The organism is Sorangium sp. So ce128 (genome assembly GCF_051525245.1).
Classification (GTDB): Bacteria; Myxococcota_A; Polyangia; order Polyangiales; family Polyangiaceae; genus Sorangium; species Sorangium cellulosum_B.
This window is the reverse complement of the sequence record NZ_CP150313.1, coordinates 5,184,825-5,206,598: the sequence shown is the minus strand read 5'-3', so window position 1 is coordinate 5,206,598 and position 21,774 is coordinate 5,184,825. Positions and strand designations below refer to the sequence as shown.

Below are 21,774 nucleotides of genomic sequence, written 5' to 3'. Positions count from 1 at the left end.
ACCGTACTCAGCCTGTCGTTCCGCTGCTACTTTCCGAACTCGTCGGTGTTGTCGATGATCCCCTTGGGGGTCGTGGGCGCAGGCGGAGGCGCCGGCGGCGCGGTCGAGGCGCTCTTCGCCGACGTCGCAGGACCGCCCTTCCCCGACGTCGGCGTGAGCTCGACCTTCGGCGGCAACGCGCCGGTGTCGGTCACCACGACGTCGGCCATCGCCTCGCCTCCCCCCTTCTTGAAGACGCGCACCCTGTGCACGCTCCCGGGCGGCCCGGTGATATCGAGGATCCCGTTGCGTGTCGTCACGCGCTTGCCCTCGACCTCGACCGAGGCGTCGGCGGGCAGGATGACGACCTGGACGCGCTTCGGCTGCGGCTCGACCGCCGCGACCACCTCCGGCGTCGCGGCCGGCGGCGGCGTCGGGGCCGGGCCGGTCGACGTCGGCGTGGCCGCCGCAGGCGGGAGCGTCTCGACGGTCGCCTTCGCCTCCGGCTGCACGACCGGCTCCGGCGACGGCCGGCTGATGAAGTACACGCCGGCCGCGATGACCGCGGCGGCGAGCGCGGCGCCGGCCACCACCGGCACCCGCGGCACGCCGGGCTGCGTGCCGCGGTGCGACTGCGTGAGCGCCCCCGTCGTCGCAGCGCCAGCGTGGTGGGTGGCCGGAATGATCGCCGCCGCCGGCCCGCTCTGGAGCGGGGGCGGCGCGAACGACGAGTAGCCTCCGCGGTGCTCCTGCGGGACCGCGGGATACCCGCCGCTCTGGTTCGCCTGCGCGGTCGCGGCGTACGCGCCGCTCTGGTTCGCCGGCGAGATCGCGGGGTACCCGCCGCTCTGGTTCGCCGGCGAGGCCGCGGCGTACGCGCCGCCCTGGTTCGCGGGCGGCGCGTTCATCGCGAGCCGCGGCGCGGACTGCCGGTGCACGGCCTCCGGCAGCGGCACGAGCATGCCCTCGTGGATGCCCCAGCCGTACGGAAGGAGCGGTCGGATGGCGCCGAACATCTCCTGCGCGCTCTGGTAGCGCTGCCCGGGGGCTTGCAGGAGGCATCGGTGCACGATCGCCGCGATCTCGGGCGCCACCCACGGGGCGAAATCCTGCACCTGCGGCGGAGGATCCGAGCAGATCGCGATGATCAGCTCACCGAGCGCGGTGATGTGATGGTACGGCGTCCGCCCGGTCAGCAGCTGGTAGAGCACGGCGCCGAGCGACCAGATGTCGGTGCGGTGGTCGATCTCCTTCTGGCCGCGCGCCTGCTCGGGCGACATGTAGAGCGGCGAGCCGATCAGGTTCCCGGTGCGCGTCAGATCGGCGCTCTCGGTCTCGTTCGCCCGGTCCATCTTCACCTTGGCGATCCCGAAATCGAGCAGCTTGACGAGGATCTCGCCGGCGTCGCGGCGCGCGAGGAACAGGTTGTGCGGCTTGATGTCGCGGTGGACGACGCTCGCCTCGTGCGCCTTCTGGAGCCCGATGCACGACTGCGCGACGATGCGCAGCGCGAGGTCGGGCGCGAGCGGGCCGACGCGCTTGATGAGCTCGTGGACGTCCTCGCCCGCGAGGAATTCCATCGCGAGGAACGGCAGGTTCGAGCCGCGATCGACGCCGGCGTCGAGCACCTGGGTGATGTGCTGTGTGTCGATCGCGCCTGCCGCGCGCGCCTCGCGCTGGAAGCGGCTCACGACCTTCGGGTCGCGGGTGAGATCCGCCGAGCTGATCACCTTCACGGCGCAGCGCCGGCCGGTCCCCGTGTGCTCGGCCTCGTAGACCGAGCCCATGGCGCCCTCGCCGAGGAGCTTGCGAATCTGATATTTGCCGTCGATGATCGTGCCGATCACAGCGTTAGCGCCACTCTAAGGGATCGCTCGCGGCGTAGCAACGCCCGTGAAGGCGGCGCATGCCGCCGGCGCGGACTCGCTGGACTCAGGTGTAATTCCGCGCAATTTCGCGGGCCGCGTCGCGCTCCCGCGGCGCAACGCGTCTCACCTCACCATCATCGCCGGCCATCCACCATCCCGCGCGAGCCGCGGGGGCACGGTCGCGTGGCGCCGTCCCCCCTGCGTCCGCGACCCGCGCTGGCGGCGACGACCTCACCTCACATGGGTCGCCCCCGCCGGCGCGGGCCCAGCCTCTGCCATTGCAGCCGTTCGAGCGCTGCCGTCACGTCCCCGCCGTCCGCTGGCCGCCGGGGTGGTGAGCCCGAGGCGGCGCTGGCGGAGCTCGCGCGGGAGAGCGGCGACGATGGGCCGACCCGAGATCGGCCATCGAGCGCGAGCGACTCACGCTCTCCCGTGGCGGCCTGCGCGCGGCGCCGGGCTTGTTTCCTCCGAGCCCCGCGCCCTCTCAGCGGCCGGCGCTAGCGGTCGAGGCCCGAGGCCCCGTAGTTACCAGCCGAGCCCGCTGTTGTTGCCGCCGCAGCTCCCCCCGCCACCGCAGCAGCCCCCCGAGAACCCGCCACCGCCACCGCAGGGGCTGCCCGCAAACCCGCTACCGCCGCCGCAGGGGCTGCCCGCAAACCCGCCACCGAAGGAGCCCGGCGCGAACCCGCCACCGCAGGGGCCGGCCGAGAACCCGCCGTTGAACGGGCCGCCAATGCCCGGATTGCAGGGGTTGTGGGGCGGCCGGTTGCAGCAGCAGGGGGGAGCGAAGTTGTTGCAGGGGTTGCACGGGAAGCAGTCGGGAACGAACGTGGTGCAACTCGACGAGATGATCGCGGCGGGCACGCCGAAGCCGCCGAAGCCGCCGAAGCCGCCGAAGCCGCCGAACGGCATCCCGCCCACACCCGGCACGCCACCGACGCCCGGCACGCCCGCGGGTCCCTGGCCGACAGGCCCCTGGCCGACAGGCCCCTGCCCCATCTGGCCGATCGGCGCCTGCAGGCCGGGGCTCGCCGGTCCCTGCACGCCGACCGGCGCCTGGCCGAGGTCCATGGGGCCCTGCGCGCCGATGGGCCCGCCCTTGCCACCGTACGGCTCCTGATACCCGCCCCTCGCAGACGCGCCGGCCTCGAGCGCCTCGGCGGTCGAATCGACCAGCTCGACCTCGTCGACGCCGGCCTCGTCGAGATCCGCGTCGTCCGCTGCATCGATGGCGCACCCCGTGCCCAGCGCCGCCATCACCATCGCGAGCCCCAGCACCTTGCCATGAATCGAGAGCATGTGTTGTCCTCCTCAATATCCCGTGATGGCCGGAAGGTCCGAGCCACCTTGGGCTCATCGAAGAGCAGGGTGTGTGCCTCAGCCCTCGTGTGCAGACACTGCCGCTGCGAGCTCGTGTCACCGGCCTTGGCGCGTCCGCAAAAAGGCATTCTCTGGATCGACGCCGGCCTTGGTTTTCCGGGTTCTCAACGCGGAGACCGGCGGGACGGCCCCCGATCGGAGGGCGTATCGCGCGCGGGCCGCGCGCCCCATGCTGGAGATGACGAACTCAACGCCTCGGCGCCGGGCGCCGCGCGCAGCGCGCAGCGCCTCTCTCGCGGGCTTTCGAGCAGGTCACCTGCGCTCCCGCCCGCACCGCGGCCGTCGTGAACGAGAGCCGTCGAGCCCCGCTCGAGGCCCGCTGGCGACGGCGCGCGGCGCCTCCCCGCCGCTCGTCTGACCGGGCCGCAACCCGCTCGCGACGTCGGACCCTCTGCGCCTGACGTGCTCAGGCTGCGCCGTTTGTGCCCCAACGGAGGCACGACACGAATCGATCACCTCGGGCCGTAATCGTCTGCCTCCGCCACCGCAACTTCGCGGCGGGCGCTCGGAACGAGCCGCGTCGGCGATATCCTGCGCCCATGGACCACCCGCTGCGCGCACGTGGGCTCATGTGATCAAACCTATGTGGATGGATTCACCTGGCGCCCTGGTGGTCGACGCCCTCGTCTCGCTCGGCGCCGTCCGGCGGCGTGATGTCCGTGCAGCAGCGAAATCCAAGGTGGTAGTTCGCGTGGCTGCCCCTGCTCATGAGGCGCGTCGCGTGCCAGTCGGGGGCGCGAAAGCGGCAGTCGTCGGCGTGGACCTCCATCGACGAGAACGCGAACCAGCTGCCCTTCATCTCGGTGAAGCCCCGATCGCCGTGCCGCGCGAGCTCCTCGGGCAGGATGGGCAGGCTCATGTGCTCGGCCACGTTGCCGTGCAGATCGAAGACACCGAGGCTGCTCCGGCATGCGGGGAACGCGCCGGCCGGATACGTGTTGGAGCCGCAGCGGTCCCACCCGCCGCCTGGACAGCCCGGCGTGCGGGAGCTCCCCGTCCCGCAGAGCGCGTGGTTCTTCGCGGGGCCGTAGCTCCACACCTTCTCGCGCAGGAGGTTGTGGTGCCAGCTCGCCTCGTTCCGGGGGCGCGCCCACTCGTACTCGACGTCCGGATCCCGGAGGGCGCCGGCGCACGCCCCCTCCCACTCGTGCGCGTCGCAGATCCGTTTCCCGACCGCCCTGCACAGGAGCGCCGCCTCGCGGGCCCGGACGTGCACCACGGGGTACTCGCAGGGCACGTTCGGGAACTCGAGCTGATCGATGCACGCGGGGGCGTCCGCCGCGGTCTGACCGCGCGTGGGATCGAAGAGCGGCACCATCCCCGGCGCGCCGCAGGCCGGCTCGCGCGCCGGCTCGATGCCCGAGAGCGCTCGAATGCGGCGGCACTCGGATCGTGACATCGGGTGCCGCGTCAGCGAGGGGTTGCCCTGGCCGAGCACCGTCGACGCCGCGAAGATCGCCTCGACCTGCCGCATCGCCTCGTCGGGGAGCGCGAGCTCGCGCCGCATCCGCGCGAACAGCCGGAGGCGCTGCTCTTCCAGCGTGCCGGGCTCGGCGTCCTCGTCATCCGCAGTGAGCGTCACGCGCTCTGGTGGCGCCGTCGGCGCGCGCTCCGGCAGCGCGCTCGCCACGAGCGGCGCCGCGCTGCGCGCCGCCGTCGCGGGCGCCCCGGTCCACACGGCCACGGCCGCGCTGGTCCACACGGCCGCCCCCGCGCCGGCAGCGCCCGCGGCGACGAGGGCCGCGGCCCTGCCACGCCGGCGCGCAGGCGCCGCGCGCGCGCCGGTCGAGAGCGCCGGCGGCGGGCCGCTCGACGCGGGTGATCGCAGGGCGCAGGCCGGCTCTATCGGCGTCTCGGTGCAGGACATCAGCGCGCGAGCTCGCGCTTACTGCTACGAGCATCCATCGATTCCGGCAACTTTCGGGGCGCGCGCGGCCCGAGCGGCTCCTTGACGGTACTGCCCGGGGCACGTCAAATGAGGCATGGCGCGAAGGGCGGCCCTCCGAGTCCTCTACCTGGCGCTCTTGCCGGTGCTCGTCCTGCTCGCGCTGGTCATCACCCCGGCCCTCGTCATCTCCAGCGTTGCGAGCCAAGGCCGCGTGTGGCGGCCGGAGACATGGAAGAAGATCTCCTACGGGAGCCGCTACTTCCGCTCGTCGTTCCGGGGGAGGCTCGGCGAGGTCGTCGACGTCATCGACGTCGTCCGCGATCGCCTGATCCTGCTGCTCGTCCTCCTCGCCGCGGCCTGCGGCGCCGGCGGGCTCGCCGTGCACGCCCTCGAGATCGGCGTCCCCGCCTGGCTCTCCGCGTGGCTGGACGGGTCGTTCCTCTCCTTCCTCGCGTCCTGGTTCCCCGCGGGCGGCAGGCTCTCCTTCGGCGGCGGGGCCGCGCTCGTCCTGGCCGTGTGCACGGCGCTCGCCGCGCTCGCGCTCGGGCTCTCGCTCTATGCCTGGCTCGCGTCCGCCCTGGGCGAGGCGACCCGCGTGATCCTGCGGTATGGCGGCGCGGCGACGCTCTTCCCCGATCCTGGCGACGCGATCCCCGGCGGGCGGCTCGTCCTCTGCCAGATCTCCGATCTCCACATCACGGCGGGCGGCCGCGAGCCCTACGAGATCGAGGAGGGCTCCGCCGCGTGGCCGGACGGGGCCCCTCGCCCCGACACCGCCGAGCTGACAGGCCGCCTCCAGCGGCTCGTGGCGGAGATCGCCGCCATGAAGCCGCCGCTCGTCGCGCTGACGGGCGACATGACCGATCTCGGGGAAGAGGCGCAGTGGGACGAGCTCGAGGCGGCGCTCTCCGGCATCCCGGCCTCCTCGCAGGTGCTCATGGTGCCCGGCAACCACGATGTCGCCATCAACCTCGGCACGTCGCCTGACCCGTACCTCACGAAGCGGGCGGAGCGCGAGCAGCGCTTCATCGAGGTGCTCACCCGCGTGGAGCGCGGCCCCTTTCAGCCTCCCCTTCACGTCCCGGCCCGCAAGCGCGCGCGGCGGCGGCTGCGCGCGATCGCCGGCCTGTATCCGAGGCGGCTCGATCTCGGGGGCGGTATCCGGATCTTCGGACTCAACTCCAACCGTTACAGGTCGCGGTTCGTGGGGTCGAACGCGATCGGGCAGATCGGCGGCGCTCAGCTGCGTCGCCTCGCCCGCGCGCTCCGGCGGGGGTCCGGCCCGGTCATCGTGCTGCTCCACCACCACGTGGCGCGCCTCGCGGGGCCGATCTCGCTCAACGACACGTTCATGATCGCCATGGATGGCCCGCGCCTCCTCGAGATGCTCGCGGCGTACCAGCAGAAGAACCCGAAGAAGAACAGCGCCCTCGTGCTCCACGGGCACAAGCACCTCGCGTTCTTCGGCCACTACCGCTCGAAGAGCGGCGGTCGCGTCAGCGTGTACGCGCACCCCTCCTCGACGCTCGGCCACGAGACCGACGGCCACCTCGACGGCGTCGCCAGGTTCGCGGCGATCCGCCTGACGGACGACGGCATCTGGCGCGTCGAGACGCACCCGCTCCGCCCCGCGCGCTCTGCCGCGCCGGCGCCGCCCGCCGCAGCCGAGGCCGAGGTGTCTTGACCGACCCGACCCGACCCAGGTCGGGTCAGCCCGCCCGCGCGCGTGGACGCGGATGCCCGCGCGCCTTGCGGAGCCCGGGGAGACCTCGACCGATGAGGATGTAGCGCAGCGCGTTCTCGGCCGCGTTCGCGATCAGGAAGGGGGCACGATCCATGGCCTCGGACAGCGTGCATGGAGCCTCGAGGATCGACGAGAACGAGTCGATCCCGCACGCGTAGTTCACGCGCGCATCCTCGTCGATGGTCCCTGCCAGAGCGATGACCGGCAGCCTGAAGTGCTTTGCGCGTCTGGCCAGCTCCGCCGGCATCTTGCCGCGCGAGGTCCGGGCGTCGAGCCCCCCCTCCGCGGTGACGACGAGATCGGCGTCGCGCAGGAGGCCGTCCAGGTCCAGGTAGCGGACGAGGACATCGTAGCGAGGCAAGAGCGTCGCCTTCAGCAGGGCATGAAGCCCCGCGCCGAGGCCTCCGGAGGCGCCTCCTCCCGCCATGGTTCTCACGCCCACGCCCACGTCGCGCGCGATGATGGCGGCATACCGCTCCAGGGCCGCCTCCAGCCGCGCTACCATCTCCGGCGAGGCGCCCTTCTGCGGGCCGAACACGCGCGCCACGCCGCCAGGACCGCAGAGGACGTTGCGCCAGTTGCACACCACCTCGATCTGCACGCGGGGAATGCGGGAGTCCCTGCCCGAGAGGTCGATGCGGTCGAGCTCCAGCAGCGCTCCTCCTCCCGCTCCGATCTCGATCCCCGCCGCGTTCAGCAGGCGGATGCCCAGCGCCTGGGCCATGCCCGCCCCGCCGTCGTTGGTGCCGGAGTCGCCGCAGCCGATGAGCAGCCGTTCCGCGCCCGCGTCGAGCGCGGCGCGGATCAGCTCGCCGACGCCGCGTGTCGTTGTGGCCATCGGGTTGCGCGCGTGAGGCGGGACGAGGCGGAGCCCGGCGGCAGCGGCCATCTCGAGCACCGCCGTCCGTGGTCCGGCGCCGCCGAGGAAGCCGAAATGGGACGCGACAGGCTGGCCCAGCGGACCTGTCACGATGGCGGGGTGCAAGGAGCCGCCCGTCGCCTTGACCAGCGCCCGGGTGAAGCCCTCGCCGCCGTCCGTGAGCGGCGCCTTCAGGAGGCGCGCTTCCGGCAGCGCGCGCCGGATGCCCGTCGCGATGGCCTCGGCGACCTGCTCCGCATCCAGGCATTCCTTGAAGCCCGACGGAGCGATCAGGATGCGCAGGGGGCTCGTCATGGCGCGAGCCCCATCCAGCGCCAGCAGGTGAAGTAAAAGACGGCGATCAACGCCAGGTGGATCGGGAGCAGGACGGCGCTGAGGAGCAGGAGATCCGCCGGGCGGAACGTCTCTCCGTCGAGCCCATGGAACATCAGGAGCGCCTTGGAGCTCACCGGGAACGTCAGGCAGTAATCGATGCCGACCGTGCCGATGAAGATGACCGCCGCGGGGTCGAGATCGCGATCGGCGGCGAGCTGCAGCAAGACGGGGCCGAGCGCGACGATGCGAGCGACGTGGGAGGTGAGGTAGAGATGGGACGTCAGCGACATCACGCCGACCGCCACGACGAAGAACAGGCGCCCTCCGGCGCTCTCGATACCGCTGTTGCGGAGCAGCGCCTGAAAGAGCCAGCCGGATGCGCCCGTGTCGATCAGCGCTCCTCCCAGGACGAGCGCTGCTCCGACGAAGAGGAGGAGGTTCCAGTCGACCGCCTTCACGCCTTCCTTCCAGCGGAGCGCGCTGCCAGGCGCCGTGAGCACGAGCGCGCCGGCCAGCGTGACCGTGGCGCTCTCGTAGCCGTGCCACCGCTCCGAGAGCCAGAGCACGACCATCGTCGCGCCGACGGCCAGGGTGATCCGCTCCGATCGCGACAAGGAGCCTCGCGGGCGCCGGGGAACCCGGATGCATCGCCCGCGGCGCTCGCCATCGAGGAAGAGCGCCATGATCACCGCGCAGGCGGCGCCGCTGGCCACCATGCCGAACGGCATCCCGTAGAGGACCCACTCGCCGAAGGACAGCCGACGGCCGGTGACCTGGCTCAGCAGCTGGTTCGCCACGAGGTGAGACCCCGCGCCGACCAGCGAGCCGATGGTGCTGACCAGGATCACGGTGGGAAACAGCAGCGCGAGGGCACGGGTGATGCGCGGATCCGCCGTGATGGAAGAGATGCTGCGGAAGATGGGAATGGCGATCACGGCACGGCCCGAGACCGACGGGACGAAGAGCGACGACGGGATGAGCACGGCCGTCAAGCACCAGAACAGGCCGCGCACGGTGCGAGCGCGCTCGACCACGCGCTGCGCCAGCCGCATCGCCAGGCCGGACTGCTCGACTGCGCCACCCAGGATGAACGCGCCTATCATCAACCAGATGACGTCGGACGCGAGGGAGTCGAAGAGCCGTTCCTGGGGGCTGACGCCGGTCAGGAGGAGGAGCAGCGCCGCGCCGAGCCCGACGTACGCCACGTCGAGCGACGTGGTCGACCAGAGGATGATCGCCAGCAGCACGGCGAAGAGCGCGATCCGGGCGGGCGCCGGCAACGTCGCCGGCAGGACGACGGCGATCCCCGCAGCGATCGTCAGCGAGAGGGGCAGGACGACGCGAACCCGATCGGCCGGGCGTGGCGGGGCCGGCCGCGAGGGCGGCGGGCGGACGGCCACGGCATTGCTGTCATCCGCGGCGCTTTCGAGGTCGGGCGCGTCATCATGATCTGCGTCGCTCGATGACATGAAGATCGCCCGCTTGGAGGAAGGCATAGTCCGTGCCCCATCCTGCAACCGTGCTGACGAGATAGGCTGCTCGCAGGCCGCGATCACCGCCGCGGATGCGCCCGACCCAAGCCCGGCGCGGCGCCGTCCACGTTCGGCGCCAGGGTCCGCCTCGTCGACAACGTTGCCCACCAGAGCCGGCGCTCTCAGCCCCTTCCACACACCGGGCGTCGCGCACCGAGCTGTGGTGAGAGAGGAGACCACACTTCAAGGAATGCTGGGCCGCGGCAACCCATTGCCGGACCGCGTTGCCGGAAAGCATCATTTCTGATCCGTGCGTCGTCCGGCTGCCATGTTGGTCAGCTATGCTTCCCGGATGACGGGCACCGGGAGCGAGCTTCACGGCCGTGTCTGCTCCGGGTGTCTCACGCAGAATCGACGGCTTTGGCGCCGGCGACACGCGCCCGGCCGCGCTTCATGGAGGATTCGACTTATGAGATTGCCCACGATGGCCATTGTGTTGCTGACAGTGGGTGCGATCGGCGTTGGATGTGGGGGCAATGGCGCCAGCGACGGCGACGGGAGCTCGCAGAGCGGCGGCCCGGGGAGCGGAGGCTCTGGCCAGGGGAGCTCCCAGAGCACGAGCGGCGATTTCGGATCGGGCGGTCCGGGCGCAAGCGGCTCCTCGGGGCAAGGCGGCTCCTCGAGCAACGGCAGCTCCTCGGGCCAAGGTGGGGCGTGCGCCACCCAGTCGGCCAGCGCCGACCTCCAGCCCGTGTACCTCGCCTTCGCGTTCGACGTGTCCGGCAGCATGGGCATGGGCGACGAGCCCTGGTACGACAAGGAGCTCAAGTGGGATCCCGTCGTGGCGGCGACGAAGCAGTTCTTCAGTGATCCCCTGTCCGAGGGCATCAACGCGTCGCTCAGGTTCTTTCCGAGCGACGACGAGGACCGCGATGAGAAGTGTTCGGCCGAGACCTACGAGAGACCGGAGGTCCCGATGACGCCGCTGCCCTCTGCGCGCTTCGAGGAGGCGATCACCGCGGTCACCCCGGCCACCAGCGCCGACTGGCGCGGCGGCACGCCGACGCTGTTCGTCATGCAGGGGACGATCTCGTACGTCGAAGAGCAGCGGCAGGCCACGCCCGGCAGGTACGCCATCGTCCTCGTCACGGACGGCTATCCTGCGGGCTGCGGCACGGAGGCCAACAGGATCGAGGGCGTGTCGGACGCCGCGGCCGGCGCGCTCGCGGACGGCGTCCCGACGTACGTCATCGGCGTCGACAACCCGCCGATCGAGGGCGCGCCGCACGACCTCGACAACCTGCACCAGATCGCCGACGCGGGCGGGACGGAGCGAGCCTACCTGATCGACACGGGCAATCCCGGGGCGACCTCGGCTGCCTTCAAGGCGGCGATCGACGCGATCCGCGGCGCCTCGGTCTCCTGCACGGTCGACATACCGCCCGCTCCCGACGGGCGGAGCTTCGACGCGCAGCGGGTCCGCGTGACGTACCAGAGCGGCGGAGGTAACCCGACGGCGCTCTCCTACGACCAGGAGTGCGCGAGCGAGAACGCCTGGCGTTACGACAGCGCCGCGAACCCGACCCAGATCGTGCTCTGCGACAGCACGTGCGCCACGATTCAGGCGGACCCCGAAGCGGCCCTGGGGGTCGACTTCACCTGCGAAGACGTGATCGTGATACCGCAGTGAAACGCGGACGACGCCCAGCACACCTGCGCTCGGCGTCGTCCGTCTCGGCGGTTCTTGACACCCTGCGACATTCCCGCCCACGATGCCTCGGTGACACCTCACCCGCCGAAGTCGCCCGCGGCCCTCGCTGTCCCGCGCCCCGCTGCCCGCCCGCCCGCCGTCTTCACCATCGCGCTGTCGCTGCTGGCCGGCGCGTGCCAGGGCTCGTCGACGAGCACGAGCCCGCCCTCGGAGAAGACCGCCGGTCCCAGCGCCGCGGCGCCGGCGAGCGCTGCGCCCGCGGCGCCGGCCGCCGCCTACAAGGTCGGCATGGTGCTTGTCGGCCCCTACAACGACAAAGGGTGGAACCAGGCCCATCACGACGGCATCCGGTCGGTGCTCGCCAAGATGCCGGACGTCGGCTTCGAGTATGTCGACAAGGTGAACCCGTCCGACCGCCCGAACGTGAAGGGTTCCCAGGTCGCGGACGATCTCATCTCCCGGGGCGCGCGGTTCGTCGTCTACAACTCCGACGATTACAAGGACGACGCCCTCGAGACCGCGCGCAAGCACCCGGAGGTCACGGTCATCCACATCTCCGGCGATTACGCCTGGAAGGAGGGCAAGAACCACAAGCCCCAGCCGAACCTGGGCAACCTCATGGGGCGTATCGAGACGGCCCAGCACATCGCCGGGTGCGCCGCGGCGCTCGGCACCGAGGCGGGCAAGATCGGGTATGTCGGCCCGCTCGTGAACGACGAGACCCGCCGGCTGGTCACCGCGGCGTACCTCGGCGCGCGGTACTGCTGGGAGAAGTACCAGAAGAAGAAGCCGGAGGACCTCACGTTCAAGGTCACGTGGATCGGCTTCTGGTTCAACATCCCGGGCGTCACCCTCGACCCCACCAAGGTGTCGGACGACTTCATCGGCGGCGGCTTCGACGTGCTGATGACCGGGCTGGACACGCCCGAGGCCGCGCTGCAGGCCAAGAAGGCGAGCGGCGCGGGCAAGAAGGTCAAGTACGTCCATTACGACCACAGGGCCGGCTGCGACCTGGCGCCGGAGATCTGCCTCGGCGTCGCGTACTACAACTGGGCGCCGCTCTACCGCGACGCGATCGAGAAGGCGCGCGCGGGCAAGTACGCGAGCGAGTTCGTCTGGCGAGGGCCGGACTTCCGCGACCTGAACGGCGAGTCGTCGGTCGTCGGCTTCGGGCCTGGCGCCGCGCTGGGAGAGGCGCAGGCGCCGCTCGGCGCGTTCGTCATCGAGCTGGCCAACGGGCTCGACCTCTTCAAGGGGCCGCTCAAGTTCCAGGACGGCACCGAGTTCCTGAAGGACGGCGAGGCCGCGACGCCCCAGCAGATCTGGTATCTGCCGCAGCTGGTCCGGGGGATCACCGGGCCGAGCAAGTAGCCGTCTCCGGGCGGTGATCCATGCGGATCGAGATCGAGCGCGTCGCGAAGCGGTTCGGCCCGGTCAAGGCCAACGATGGCGTGTCGCTGACGATCCAGGCTGGCGCCGTCCACGGGCTGCTCGGCGAGAACGGCGCCGGCAAGAGCACGCTCCTCCGCATCCTGGGCGGGCTCCTCCGCCCGGACGCGGGTCGATTGCTCTTCGACGGCCGCCCGGTGGCGCTCGCGAGCCCTGCGGACGCGCTCGCCGCCGGCGTCGGCGTGCTCCACCAGGAGCCGCTCGATTTCCCGCCGCTCACCGTCCTGGAGAGCTACCTGGTCGCCCGGCCCCGCGCGGCCGGCGTTGAAGGCGGCGCGCGCTCGCCGCTGGCGACGCGCGGCCGCGCCGGCGGCGTCTTCCTCCCCCGGCGCGCGGCGCGCGAGGAGCTGCTCGCGCTCGCGGCGCGCTTCGGCTTCTCCGTCGACCCGGACGAGCACGTCGCCCGGCTCACCCTCGGGGAGCGCCAGCAGATCGAGCTCTTGCGGCTCCTCTCGCTGGGCGTCCGAGCGCTGCTCCTGGACGAGCCCACGACGGGGATCTCCGGGGCGCAGCAGGAGGCCCTGTTCTCCGCGCTGCGGCGGCTCAAGGCGGACGGCAAGGCGATCGTCCTCGTGTCGCACAAGCTCTCCGACGTCGAGGCGCTCTGCGATCGCGTGACGGTGCTGCGGCACGGCAAGGTGGCGGGAGAGGCGGAGATGCCGGCCGGGGCCGATCGTCTCGTCGCGCTGATGTTCGGTGAGGCGCTCGCGCCTCAGGAGCGGTCCCCCGAGGAGGGCGGCGGCGCGGCGCTCGCGCCCCTGGAGCGCCTGCCCGAGCCGAGCGGCGGCGCGGAGCCGAGCGGCGGCGAGGCGCTCGCCCTCGAGGGCGTGGCGTTCGGCGACCACCGGCTCGACGTGCGCATCGCCCACCTGGCCGTCCGCCGCGGCGAGGTGATCGGGCTCGCGGGCCTCGAGGGGAGCGGCCAGCGCCTCCTGCTGCGCGCCTGCGCGGGGCTGCTCCGGGCGCGGCGGGGACGCGTCGTCGTGGGCGGGGCCGACCTGACCGGCCGCCCCTACCCGGCCTTCCTGCGGGCCGGCGTGGGCTACCTTCCCGCCGATCGCCGTCGCGAGGGCCTCATCGCGGGCCTCTCCATCGAGGAGCACGTCGCGCTGCGCGCGCCGCGGCCCGGGCTCTTCCTGCGCCCGCGGGAGATCCGGCGCGCCGCCGAGCGGGCGATCGAGGCGCTCCGGATCCGGGGCCGGCCCGACACGCCCGTCGAGCGGCTCTCCGGCGGCAACCAGCAGCGCACCCAGCTCGCGCTCCTCCCCGCGGGCCTCGCGCTGCTCCTCCTGGAGCAGCCGACCCGGGGGCTCGACATCGCGTCGGCGCGCTGGGTCTGGGAGCAGCTCCTCGCGCGGTGCCGTGCCGGCGCGGCGCTCCTGTTCGCGTCGTCCGACCTCGACGAGCTGATGCGCTACAGCGATCGCATCCTCGTGTTCAGCGGCGGGCGCGTCTCGCCGCCCGTCGGCGTCGCCGACCTCACGCTGGACCGGCTCGGGCGGATGATCGGCGGCGAGCTCGACGACGCCGCCCTGCCCTCGGCGCCTGGTGCACCTGCGCCGCCCCCGGCGCCTGCGGGGTCCGACCGATGAGCTCCGAGCCGAGCGCCCCTGCCGAGCCCGCCGCGCGCCGCGCGCCGCGCCGCGGGGCCTTGTCCCTCCTCCTTCGCCTCGTACCGCTCGCCCTGGCGTTCGCGCTCGTGGCGGGCCTGTGCGCGCTCCTCGGCGCCTCGCCGGCGGCGGTGGCCGCGGGCCTGTGGCAGGGCGCGTTCGGCTCCACGGATCGCGCCGCGCGGGTGCTCGTCACGCTGGCGCCGCTGCTCCTCTGTGGGAGCGGCCTGCTCTTCACGTTTCGCGCTGGCCTGTACCACCTCGGCGTCGAGGGGCAGCTCGTCCTGGGCGCCGTCTGCGCCACGGGCGCGGCGCGCGCCCTGTGGCCACACCTCCCGGCGGGTGCCGTGGTCGCGCTCTGCGTCGGCGCGGGCGCGATCGGCGGGGTGCTCTGGGGCGCCCTCACGGGCGCGCTGCACACGCGGGTCCGGGTGAGCGAGATCTTCGCGGGCCTCGGCATGAACTTCGTGGCCCAGGGGCTGGTCCTGTACCTCGTCTTCGGCCCGTGGAAGCGCCCTGGCGTCGCTTCCATGGCCGGCACCGAGCCGCTCGACGGCGCGCTCTGGCTCTCCACGCTGGGCGGCACCGATCTCAGCCCCGTCGCGCTCCTGCTCGGGGTCCTCTCGCTCCTCGGGACCGCCGTCGTGCTCGGGCGGACCCACCTCGGGCTCCGGCTGCGGGCGGTGGGCCTGAGCCCGCCGGCCGCGGAGGTGCTCGGCGTGCTCGCGGCGCGGCAGGTGCTCCTCGCGTTCGCGGTCTCCGGCGCGCTCGCCGGCGTCGCCGGCGCGCTGCAGGTGCTCGGCACGTTCCACCGGCTCATCCCGAGCATCTCGAGCAACCTCGGCTTCCTCTCGCTGCTCGTGGTGATGCTCGCCGGGCGGCGCGCCGCGCTCGTCGCGCCGATCGCCCTGTTCTTCAGCGCGCTCAACGTCGGGAGCCTGGAGCTCCCGATGACCCTCGGGCTGGAGTCCTCGCTGTCGGGCGTGCTCCAGGGCGCGCTCGTCCTGTTCGCGCTCCTGTCCCCCCGGGCGGCGCGCGGCGGCGGCCGGCCGGAGGTGGCCTGATGGCACGAGGCCCGAAGGGACGAGGCCGATGGAGGCAGGCCTGATGGAAGGACGCCTCCGATGGAAGGAGCAGCCCTCATGAGCGACGGCGGCGCCGAGCTCCTCGCGCTGCTCGCGACCGCGCTCGCGGCGTCGACGCCGCTCGTCTACGCGGCGGTCGGCGAGACGCTGACCGAGCGGGCCGGGGTCATCAACCTCTCGGCCGAGGGCGCGATGATGCTCTCTGCGATGGTCGGCTTCGCGGCCGCCCTGTCGACCGGGAGTGTCCTCGCCGGCTTCGCCGCCGCGGCCGCGACCGGCGCGCTCGTCGCGCTCGTCGTGGCGATCGGCGGGATCTACCTCGGCCGCTCCCAGATCGCGATCGGCTTCGTCCTGGCGATGCTCTGCGCGGATCTCTCGTCGGTGCTCGGCGGACCGTACGTGCGCGTCCCCGGGCCGACGGTGCCGGCGGCGTCGATCCCGGTGCTGCGGGACGTGCCGCTCGTGGGGCCGCTGCTGTTCCAGAGCGATCCCCTGGTGTATGGCAGCTACGTCCTCGTCGCCTGCGCGTGGCTCTTCCTTTATCGCACGCGCGCGGGGCTCCTCCTCCGCGCGGTGGGCGAGCAGCCGGCGGCGGCGCACGCGCGCGGCGCGCATGTGACGCGGGTGCGCACGGCGGCGACGCTCGTGGGCGGGGCGCTCGTGGGCATCGCCGGCGCGGCGTACTCGCTCGATTTCAAGGCGGGATGGAGCCACCGCCACACGGCGGGTTACGGCTGGATCGCGCTGGCGATCGTGATCTTCGGCGGCTTCCATCCGGTGCGAGCGGCGCTCGGCGCGTACCTCTTCGGCGTGCTCTCGTCGGCGGCGAGCCTCGGCCAGAGCGCTCTGCCATCGGTTCCGACGCAGGTCTTCAGCGTGGCGCCGTTCGCGCTGATGATCGCGGTCCTCGGGCTCACCTCGAGCGGGCTCCTGGAGCGCGCCTCCGCGCTGCTGCCGAGCGCCGCGCGCCGCCCGCTCCTGCGCGCGTTCGACGCGACGCCTCCCGCGGCGCTCGGGCAGCGCTACCCGGCGGACGACGGTGCGGAGGAGCGGCCGCGCGGCGTGGACCAGAGCGTCGAGGAGCGGTTGTGTGATGTGGGTGACGGGGCGGAGGAGCGGCCGCGCGGAATGGATCAGCGGGCGAGATAGCAGACCTCGAGCCAGGGGCGGTCGCTCTGGAGGGGGTGATCGCTCGAGCGGTACGACGTGCGCCCGTCCGGCCCTTCCTCGACGAGGAAGCCGTAGTTCGGTGTCGTGCCGTCGACCCACGCCTGGACGAGCCCGGTCAGATCGGCGCTCATGGCATAGGGGCTGACATAGGTGAGCTCCGCCGCGGTGGCCTTGTCGTAGCTCGCGGCGAAGCTCTGCCAGGTCACTTTGTCTTCGCTCCACGGCACGGTGATCCGGTGAGCACGGACGGTCTCGTCGCTCGATCCGAAGGCGACGACGCCGAACTCTGCCGACGTGACGGTGGCCCCGGCGGGGATGCCGTCGAGCCCGAACCGGTAGAGCGCCTGCTTGCGCGCACCGTTGGAGTCGCCCGAGTAGTTGTAAGGGATGTGGCCGTCGCTGTAGCGGGGGAAGGCTTCCCAGATATCGGCGTCCTCGACCGCGCCGAAGGCGCCTCGCTGCAGGGTGACGCACACGTCTTTGCATGCGTCCCCGAGGCCGTCGCCATCGGTGTCGAGCTGGTCTGGATTCGCGGCAGCCGGGCAGTTGTCGCAGGCGTCGCCGATCCCGTCGAGGTCGCTGTCGGTCTGGTCCCAGTTGGCGACGCTGGCGCAGTTGTCGGTCGCATCGCAGAACGTATCGCCGTCGGTATCGCCGAGCGGACACGGATCGCAGGCGTCGCCGATCCCGTCTCCGTCCGCGTCGGCCTGGTCCGGGTTGCCGTGGTTGGCGCAGTTGTCGCAACCCGCGCCCAGGCCCGGCGCGATGTGGTCGCCGTCGTCGCTCGAGAGCGACGACAGCCCGATCTCGTAGCCGTCGCAGACGTCGCGATCCGCGCAGGGGATCGGGCCGGAGACCGCATCGTACAGGCAGAGGAGCGACGCGCCTTCGGTCGCCTCGACGTACACGCGGGCGAAGCCGACGGCCGTCGACCCGCCGTCGACGACATCAACCTGGAGATCATTGCACGCCGCGGGATTGTAGAGGGCGAGGACGTCGGGCTCGGTGAACGTCCTCTGGAGCGTCTCCGAGTTGCAATCGCAGCCGTTGGTGCTCGCGACCGTGTCGAGGTGGACCCCATTCAGGTACAGCGAGAACGCGCCGGCGCCGCAATCGGCGTGGTTGATGGTGTACGTGATCGCGGTCGGTGCCCCGAACGCCGTCCCGGGGATCCCTGCGAGCACGAGAAGAGTGAGGCAAGCGCTAGCAGCGCTCGTATGGAAGTATCGCATGATTCTTCTTATATTCTTAGTTTAGACAACATACAACAGCCCTGAGAGGTTTTTGGTTCGCTGGTGCGCGCGTGCATGTGTCGCGTATCGCGTGTCGCGCAGTGAACAGCGGGGTACACGGTGCGCAGTGAACAGCGGGATACTCGACGCGTAGTGAACAGCGGGATACGCGATGGGTAGTGAACAGCGGGATACTCGACGCGTAGTGAACAGCGGGGTACACGATGCGCAGTGAACAGCGGGATACGCGCCGTGGGGTGAACGGCGGGGTACGCGACGCGGTTTACGGGTCCGGCGGTCATATCGTCTGGGGCGGGCTCGGGCAGCGCCTTCGCGCCATCACCGTCCGCATTCGTGGTGACACCGCGCGTGGTGGTGCCGGTTTCAAGGGGACGTCGCGGGCGTTCAGGCGGCTGGCGGCATTAACGATTTCTTTCGGCGCTCCGTCGCGAGCGTCGGGCGCGACGGGACGCCGGAGATCGCGCAGCAGCAGCTCGCGCCCATCGAGACCTGGCGGCCGGCGGCGGCGCGGGGCCAGGCGGCGGAGGCGCCGGCTGCGGCGGAGCCGAGCCCGGTGGGTGCCGGCGCGGAGCCCGACGCCGTAGGCCTAAGAGGACGGGCGACGTCCGGGTCGGCCGGGGATGGTCCGGACCAGGCGCTGTCCGGGTCATGCCCATGGGGCACCTCTATCGAACTGAGCGGGCGGGGCCAACCATCCGCGCTGTGAGCGGGCCGAAAGCGCCGCGAGCGAGGAGTTACCGCTGGTGCGCTCGCTCCCGGACGACCGTGCGGTGTCGCCAGAGCTCAGGAGGGGAAGTCTTGGTCCAAACGAGCGATCAGGTCTATCCGGTCGATCCTTTGCCATGCGCTGCGCGCGGCCTCGACATGCTGGTGCTGGGTGACAGCGTCGGGCGCGATGGCGGCAAGATGGTGATGGGTCCGACCGATGGAGCAGGGCTCCGGGATGCGCTGGTACAGCGCGAGAGCTTCTTCGTAGCGAGCACGGGCTGCGCTGGCATCGCCGTGGGCTTGCGCGATCTCTCCAAGGCGCCTGATGCAGTCGGCTTCGCCGCGCACAGACCCCACCTGCCGGTAGAGCGGCAGCGCTTCTTCGTAGCGCGCCCTCGCCTCGTCGTACTGCGAGCGCGAGAGCGCGATGTCTCCAAGACCCTTGATGCAATTGGCCTCGCCGTGCACAGACCCCATCTGCCGGTAGAGCGGCAGCGCTTCTTCGTAGCGCGCCCTCGCCTCGTCGTGCTGCGAACGTTCCAGCGCGATGTCTCCAACGCTCTTGATACAGTTGGCCTCACCGCGCACAGACCCCATCTGCCGATAGAGAGGCAGCACTTCCTGGTAGCGCGCCCTCGCCTCGTCGTGCTGCGAACGTTCCAGCGCGATGTCTCCAACGCTCTTGATACAGTCGGCCTCACCGAGCACAGACCCCACCTGCCGATAGAGAGGCAGTGCTTCCTGGTAGCGCGCCCTCGCCTCGTCGTGCTGCGAACGCTCCCGCGCGACGTGTCCAAGGCTCTGGATGCAGTTGGCCTCACCGAGCACAGCCCCCACCTGCCGGTAAAGCCATAGCGCTTCCTGGTAGCGCGCTCTCGCCTCGTCGTGCTGCGAACGTCTCAATGCGATGTCTCCGACGCTCTTGATGCAGTTGGCCTCACCGCGCACGTCCCCCACCTGCCGGTAGAGCGGCAGCACTTCTTGGTAGCGCGTCCTCGCCTCGTCGTGCTGCGCACGCAAGAGCGCGATGTTTCCAAGGCGCTTGATGCAGTCGGCCTCACCGAGCACATCCCCCACCTGCCGATAGAGCGGCAGGGCTTGCTGGTAGCGCGCTCTCGCCTCGTCGTGCTGCGAACGTCTCAGCGCGATGTCTCCAAGGCTCTTGATGCAGTTGGCCTCACCGAGCACGTCCCCCGCCTGCCGGTAGAGCGGCAGGGCTTGCTGGTAGCGCGCCCTCGCCTCGTCGTGCTGCGAACGTCTCAGCGCGATGTCTCCAAGGCTCTTGATGCAGTCGGCCTCACCGAACACATCCCCCACCTGCCGGTAGAGCGGCAGGGCTTGCTGGTAGCGCGCTCTCGCCTCTTCGTGCTGCGAGCGCGAGAGCGCGACGTCACCAAGGCTCTGGGCGCACAGCGCCTCTCGCCGTCCGTCCCCTGTGCGCTGCGCCACCTCCAGCGCCCGACCAAGGGGCAATGAAGCCGCATGCCCGGTAAAACGCGCGAAGTTGGTCAACGCCGTCGCCGCATCGATCCATCGCCCCGCTTCGACCTCCGTGAGCCCGCGTCGGATCACCGAATCCAGGTTCGCCGTCTCCGGCGCGAGCCGCGCCGCCGCCTCTGTGCCGCCGCGGCTCCCCGGCACCGGCCCGAGCGTGCACGTGAGCTCCCCGTAGTGATCCATCGCCCGCCCCAGGTCCTCCACGACCGGCGGATACTCCGCTGCCACGTACTCGCGCACCGGCGAGAGCATCTTGAGCCGGCCGCCCTCGAAGTAGGCCAGCCCCACCTGCGCCAGCGCGCGCGCCGCCGCCGGCCCGATTCCTGGCAGGAGCACCGCGAGATCCCGCTGCGCGATTCCGTCCGGCAGCACCGCCAGCACCGAGAGCAGCCGACGCGCGCCGGCTGTCATCCGCGGCGAGCCAATCGAGAGCTCCAGCGACGCCTTCCAACTCCGGAGCCGATCGCGCGCTCCGCCGTCGCGCTCCAGCACCGCCGTGCGGCGCGCCTCCCACTCGTCCTTCAGGTTGATGAGGTCGTTTCCGTGGGTCGCGTGTGCGAGCAGCGCGATCGCCAGCGGAATACCCTCCATCAGGGAAAGCAGCGCCGAGAGTGCCGGCTTGCTCCGGTGCTCCTCGCCCGCGATGGCGCAGAACACTGCCTCCGCCTCGGCGCGTCGCAGCGGCCGGAGCTCAATCGGCGAATTCCAGGTCACCCTCCCCGGCCGGCCGGCGCCGCGCACCGACGCCACGAGAGACAGGTCCGGCACGGCCGCGAGCTCCGCGAGCAGCGCTTCGGTCCCAGGCTGGTCGTCGCCATCCCAGGGCGTCTCCAGATTGTCCAGCACGAGCACGGCCGGGCCTGCTGCGAGGAACGACATCGCCTGCTGCCACAGGTCCGGGCCGGAGGCGATGCGCAGCGCTCCGGCCAGCGCGACGGCTGCAGACTCGGCATCTGGCGCAGCGTCGAGCCGCGCGAAGAAGCGCCGCTCCCCGAAGCGAGCCACCACCTCCGGGCGGTGCAGGACCGCCAGGCTGATCGTGCTCTTCCCGACGCCCGCCGCGCCGAGGAGCAGCACACGTCCCGGCGGCTTGCCCACTAGCGCCGCGACGATGGCCTCCACCTCCAGGCCCCGGCCGATGCACAGCTCCGCCGGTGGCAGCCCCGCGGCCAGGGCGCTCCGTCCTCCCGGAGCCGCCCGCCGGCTCATCACGCCTTCGACCACGGCGCGCAGGCCGCGCACCACCTCGGTCCAGGCCTCGCCCCGAACCGGCCAGCCCTCGACAGGCCGCCCGCCCTCGGGGAGCGGAGCAAGCTTGCCGAACTCGGTCCAACCCCAGTCGCAAGCTCGGACAGGCACGGGCACGACCACCACCTCACCGGCCGCACGCCGGGCGAGAGCGCGCGCTGCCTCCTCATCGAAATGACGATCGGAGGCCAGGAAAGCGGGGCTCACCAGCAGGATCACGACCTCGGCCGCCTCGATCTGCGCGCGCGCTTCCGCGGCGGGGTCTCCCCCCGCAGCGACCCGATCGTCGTGCCAGACCTCGATCAACCCGCTGCGCTCGATGGGCCTCAGGTGGACCATGAGCTCGGCACGTAGCGCGGCGTCTTCCGGGACAGACGAGATGAAGAGACGAACCGGCTTCGCCATGCGCGCCCAGGGCTGCAGTTTGCTCCGCCGAGCTTACCGGCGTCGCGGTGGGCTGGATAGCCCACGATGCCCGCCGCATCCCATGAGCGGTCGCCTGTCAGCGGGCAGCTGC

At 71.8% G+C, this 21,774-nt stretch carries 13 protein-coding genes and 1 pseudogene; 7 read left to right on the top strand and 7 right to left on the bottom strand.

What is annotated here, in order from left to right; genetic code table 11:
- Positions 1-26: 26 nt before the first annotated feature.
- From WME82_RS19805 to WME82_RS19795, 3 genes are all read right to left on the bottom strand, one after another.
- Positions 27-1,826, bottom strand: a complete 1,800-nt coding sequence (locus WME82_RS19805; protein ID WP_437872986.1) for a serine/threonine protein kinase — start codon at positions 1,824-1,826, stop codon at positions 27-29.
- A gap of 546 nt (positions 1,827-2,372) precedes the next feature.
- Positions 2,373-3,146 (bottom strand): hypothetical protein, encoded by a 774-nt coding sequence (locus WME82_RS19800; RefSeq protein ID WP_437747062.1) that lies wholly within the window; start codon positions 3,144-3,146, stop codon positions 2,373-2,375.
- 676 nt (positions 3,147-3,822) lie between these two features.
- A complete protein-coding gene (locus tag WME82_RS19795; protein ID WP_438044113.1) occupies positions 3,823-5,094 on the bottom strand; it encodes an SUMF1/EgtB/PvdO family nonheme iron enzyme in 1,272 nt (423 codons plus the stop codon).
- Positions 5,095-5,209: 115 nt separating this feature from the next.
- On the opposite strand from WME82_RS19795, the gene WME82_RS19790 reads away from it, so the two are divergent.
- On the top strand, positions 5,210-6,799 hold the full coding sequence (locus tag WME82_RS19790) for a metallophosphoesterase family protein (RefSeq protein WP_438044112.1): 1,590 nt from the start codon (positions 5,210-5,212) through the stop codon (positions 6,797-6,799).
- Positions 6,800-6,824: 25 nt separating this feature from the next.
- Here WME82_RS19790 and WME82_RS19785 read toward each other — a convergent pair whose 3' ends face one another.
- Both WME82_RS19785 and WME82_RS19780 read right to left on the bottom strand, forming a co-directional pair.
- Positions 6,825-8,033, bottom strand: coding sequence for a glycerate kinase family protein (locus WME82_RS19785; RefSeq protein WP_438044111.1), 1,209 nt, complete (start codon positions 8,031-8,033; stop codon positions 6,825-6,827).
- Entirely contained in the window at positions 8,030-9,550 is a 1,521-nt protein-coding gene (locus WME82_RS19780) for an SLC13 family permease (RefSeq protein ID WP_438044110.1), read from the bottom strand. The genes WME82_RS19785 and WME82_RS19780 overlap by 4 nt, the downstream gene beginning before the upstream one ends.
- A gap of 445 nt (positions 9,551-9,995) precedes the next feature.
- On the opposite strand from WME82_RS19780, the gene WME82_RS19775 reads away from it, so the two are divergent.
- The 6 genes and pseudogenes from WME82_RS19775 (at position 9,996) to WME82_RS19750 (ending at position 16,530) form a co-directional block, all read left to right on the top strand.
- The gene (locus tag WME82_RS19775) at positions 9,996-11,216 is read left to right on the top strand and encodes a vWA domain-containing protein (RefSeq protein ID WP_438044109.1); all 1,221 of its coding nucleotides are present in this window, start codon (positions 9,996-9,998) and stop codon (positions 11,214-11,216) included.
- A 90-nt stretch (positions 11,217-11,306) separates the two neighbouring features.
- A complete protein-coding gene (locus WME82_RS19770; RefSeq protein WP_438044108.1) occupies positions 11,307-12,608 on the top strand; it encodes a BMP family lipoprotein in 1,302 nt (433 codons plus the stop codon).
- An 83-nt stretch (positions 12,609-12,691) separates the two neighbouring features.
- A pseudogene (locus tag WME82_RS19765) lies at positions 12,692-13,168 on the top strand (ATP-binding cassette domain-containing protein); the annotation flags it as partial.
- Between the two features lie 174 nt (positions 13,169-13,342).
- Positions 13,343-14,278 (top strand): ATP-binding cassette domain-containing protein, encoded by a 936-nt coding sequence (locus tag WME82_RS19760; RefSeq protein WP_438044911.1) that lies wholly within the window; start codon positions 13,343-13,345, stop codon positions 14,276-14,278.
- On the top strand, positions 14,275-15,360 hold the full coding sequence (locus WME82_RS19755; protein ID WP_437872980.1) for an ABC transporter permease: 1,086 nt from the start codon (positions 14,275-14,277) through the stop codon (positions 15,358-15,360). Before WME82_RS19760 ends, WME82_RS19755 begins: the two co-directional genes overlap by 4 nt.
- A gap of 60 nt (positions 15,361-15,420) precedes the next feature.
- Entirely contained in the window at positions 15,421-16,530 is a 1,110-nt protein-coding gene (locus tag WME82_RS19750) for an ABC transporter permease (RefSeq protein WP_438044107.1), read from the top strand.
- Here the strand turns inward: WME82_RS19750 and WME82_RS19745 are convergent.
- Complete coding sequence (locus WME82_RS19745; protein ID WP_438044106.1) at positions 16,515-17,783, bottom strand: DNRLRE domain-containing protein; 1,269 nt, start codon at positions 17,781-17,783, stop codon at positions 16,515-16,517. The genes WME82_RS19750 and WME82_RS19745 overlap by 16 nt on opposite strands.
- 804 nt (positions 17,784-18,587) lie before the next feature.
- Positions 18,588-21,662, bottom strand: coding sequence for a tetratricopeptide repeat protein (locus WME82_RS19740; protein WP_438044105.1), 3,075 nt, complete (start codon positions 21,660-21,662; stop codon positions 18,588-18,590).
- Between the last annotated feature and the right edge of the window lie 112 nt (positions 21,663-21,774).

Bases quoted from the DNA above. Each gene is read 5' to 3' on its own strand.
- WME82_RS19800 (WP_437747062.1), bottom strand. From the start codon at position 3,146: ATGCTCTCGATTCATGGCAAGGTGCTGGGGCTCGCGATGGTGATGGCG.
- WME82_RS19795 (WP_438044113.1), bottom strand. From the start codon at position 5,094: ATGTCCTGCACCGAGACGCCGATAGAGCCGGCCTGCGCCCTGCGATCA.
- WME82_RS19790 (WP_438044112.1), top strand. From the start codon at position 5,210: ATGGCGCGAAGGGCGGCCCTCCGAGTCCTCTACCTGGCGCTCTTGCCG.
- WME82_RS19785 (WP_438044111.1), bottom strand. From the start codon at position 8,033: ATGACGAGCCCCCTGCGCATCCTGATCGCTCCGTCGGGCTTCAAGGAA.
- WME82_RS19780 (WP_438044110.1), bottom strand. From the start codon at position 9,550: ATGCCTTCCTCCAAGCGGGCGATCTTCATGTCATCGAGCGACGCAGAT.
- WME82_RS19775 (WP_438044109.1), top strand. From the start codon at position 9,996: ATGAGATTGCCCACGATGGCCATTGTGTTGCTGACAGTGGGTGCGATC.
- WME82_RS19760 (WP_438044911.1), top strand. From the start codon at position 13,343: ATGCCGGCCGGGGCCGATCGTCTCGTCGCGCTGATGTTCGGTGAGGCG.
- WME82_RS19755 (WP_437872980.1), top strand. From the start codon at position 14,275: ATGAGCTCCGAGCCGAGCGCCCCTGCCGAGCCCGCCGCGCGCCGCGCG.
- WME82_RS19750 (WP_438044107.1), top strand. From the start codon at position 15,421: ATGGAAGGAGCAGCCCTCATGAGCGACGGCGGCGCCGAGCTCCTCGCG.
- WME82_RS19745 (WP_438044106.1), bottom strand. From the start codon at position 17,783: ATGCGATACTTCCATACGAGCGCTGCTAGCGCTTGCCTCACTCTTCTC.
- WME82_RS19740 (WP_438044105.1), bottom strand. From the start codon at position 21,662: ATGGCGAAGCCGGTTCGTCTCTTCATCTCGTCTGTCCCGGAAGACGCC.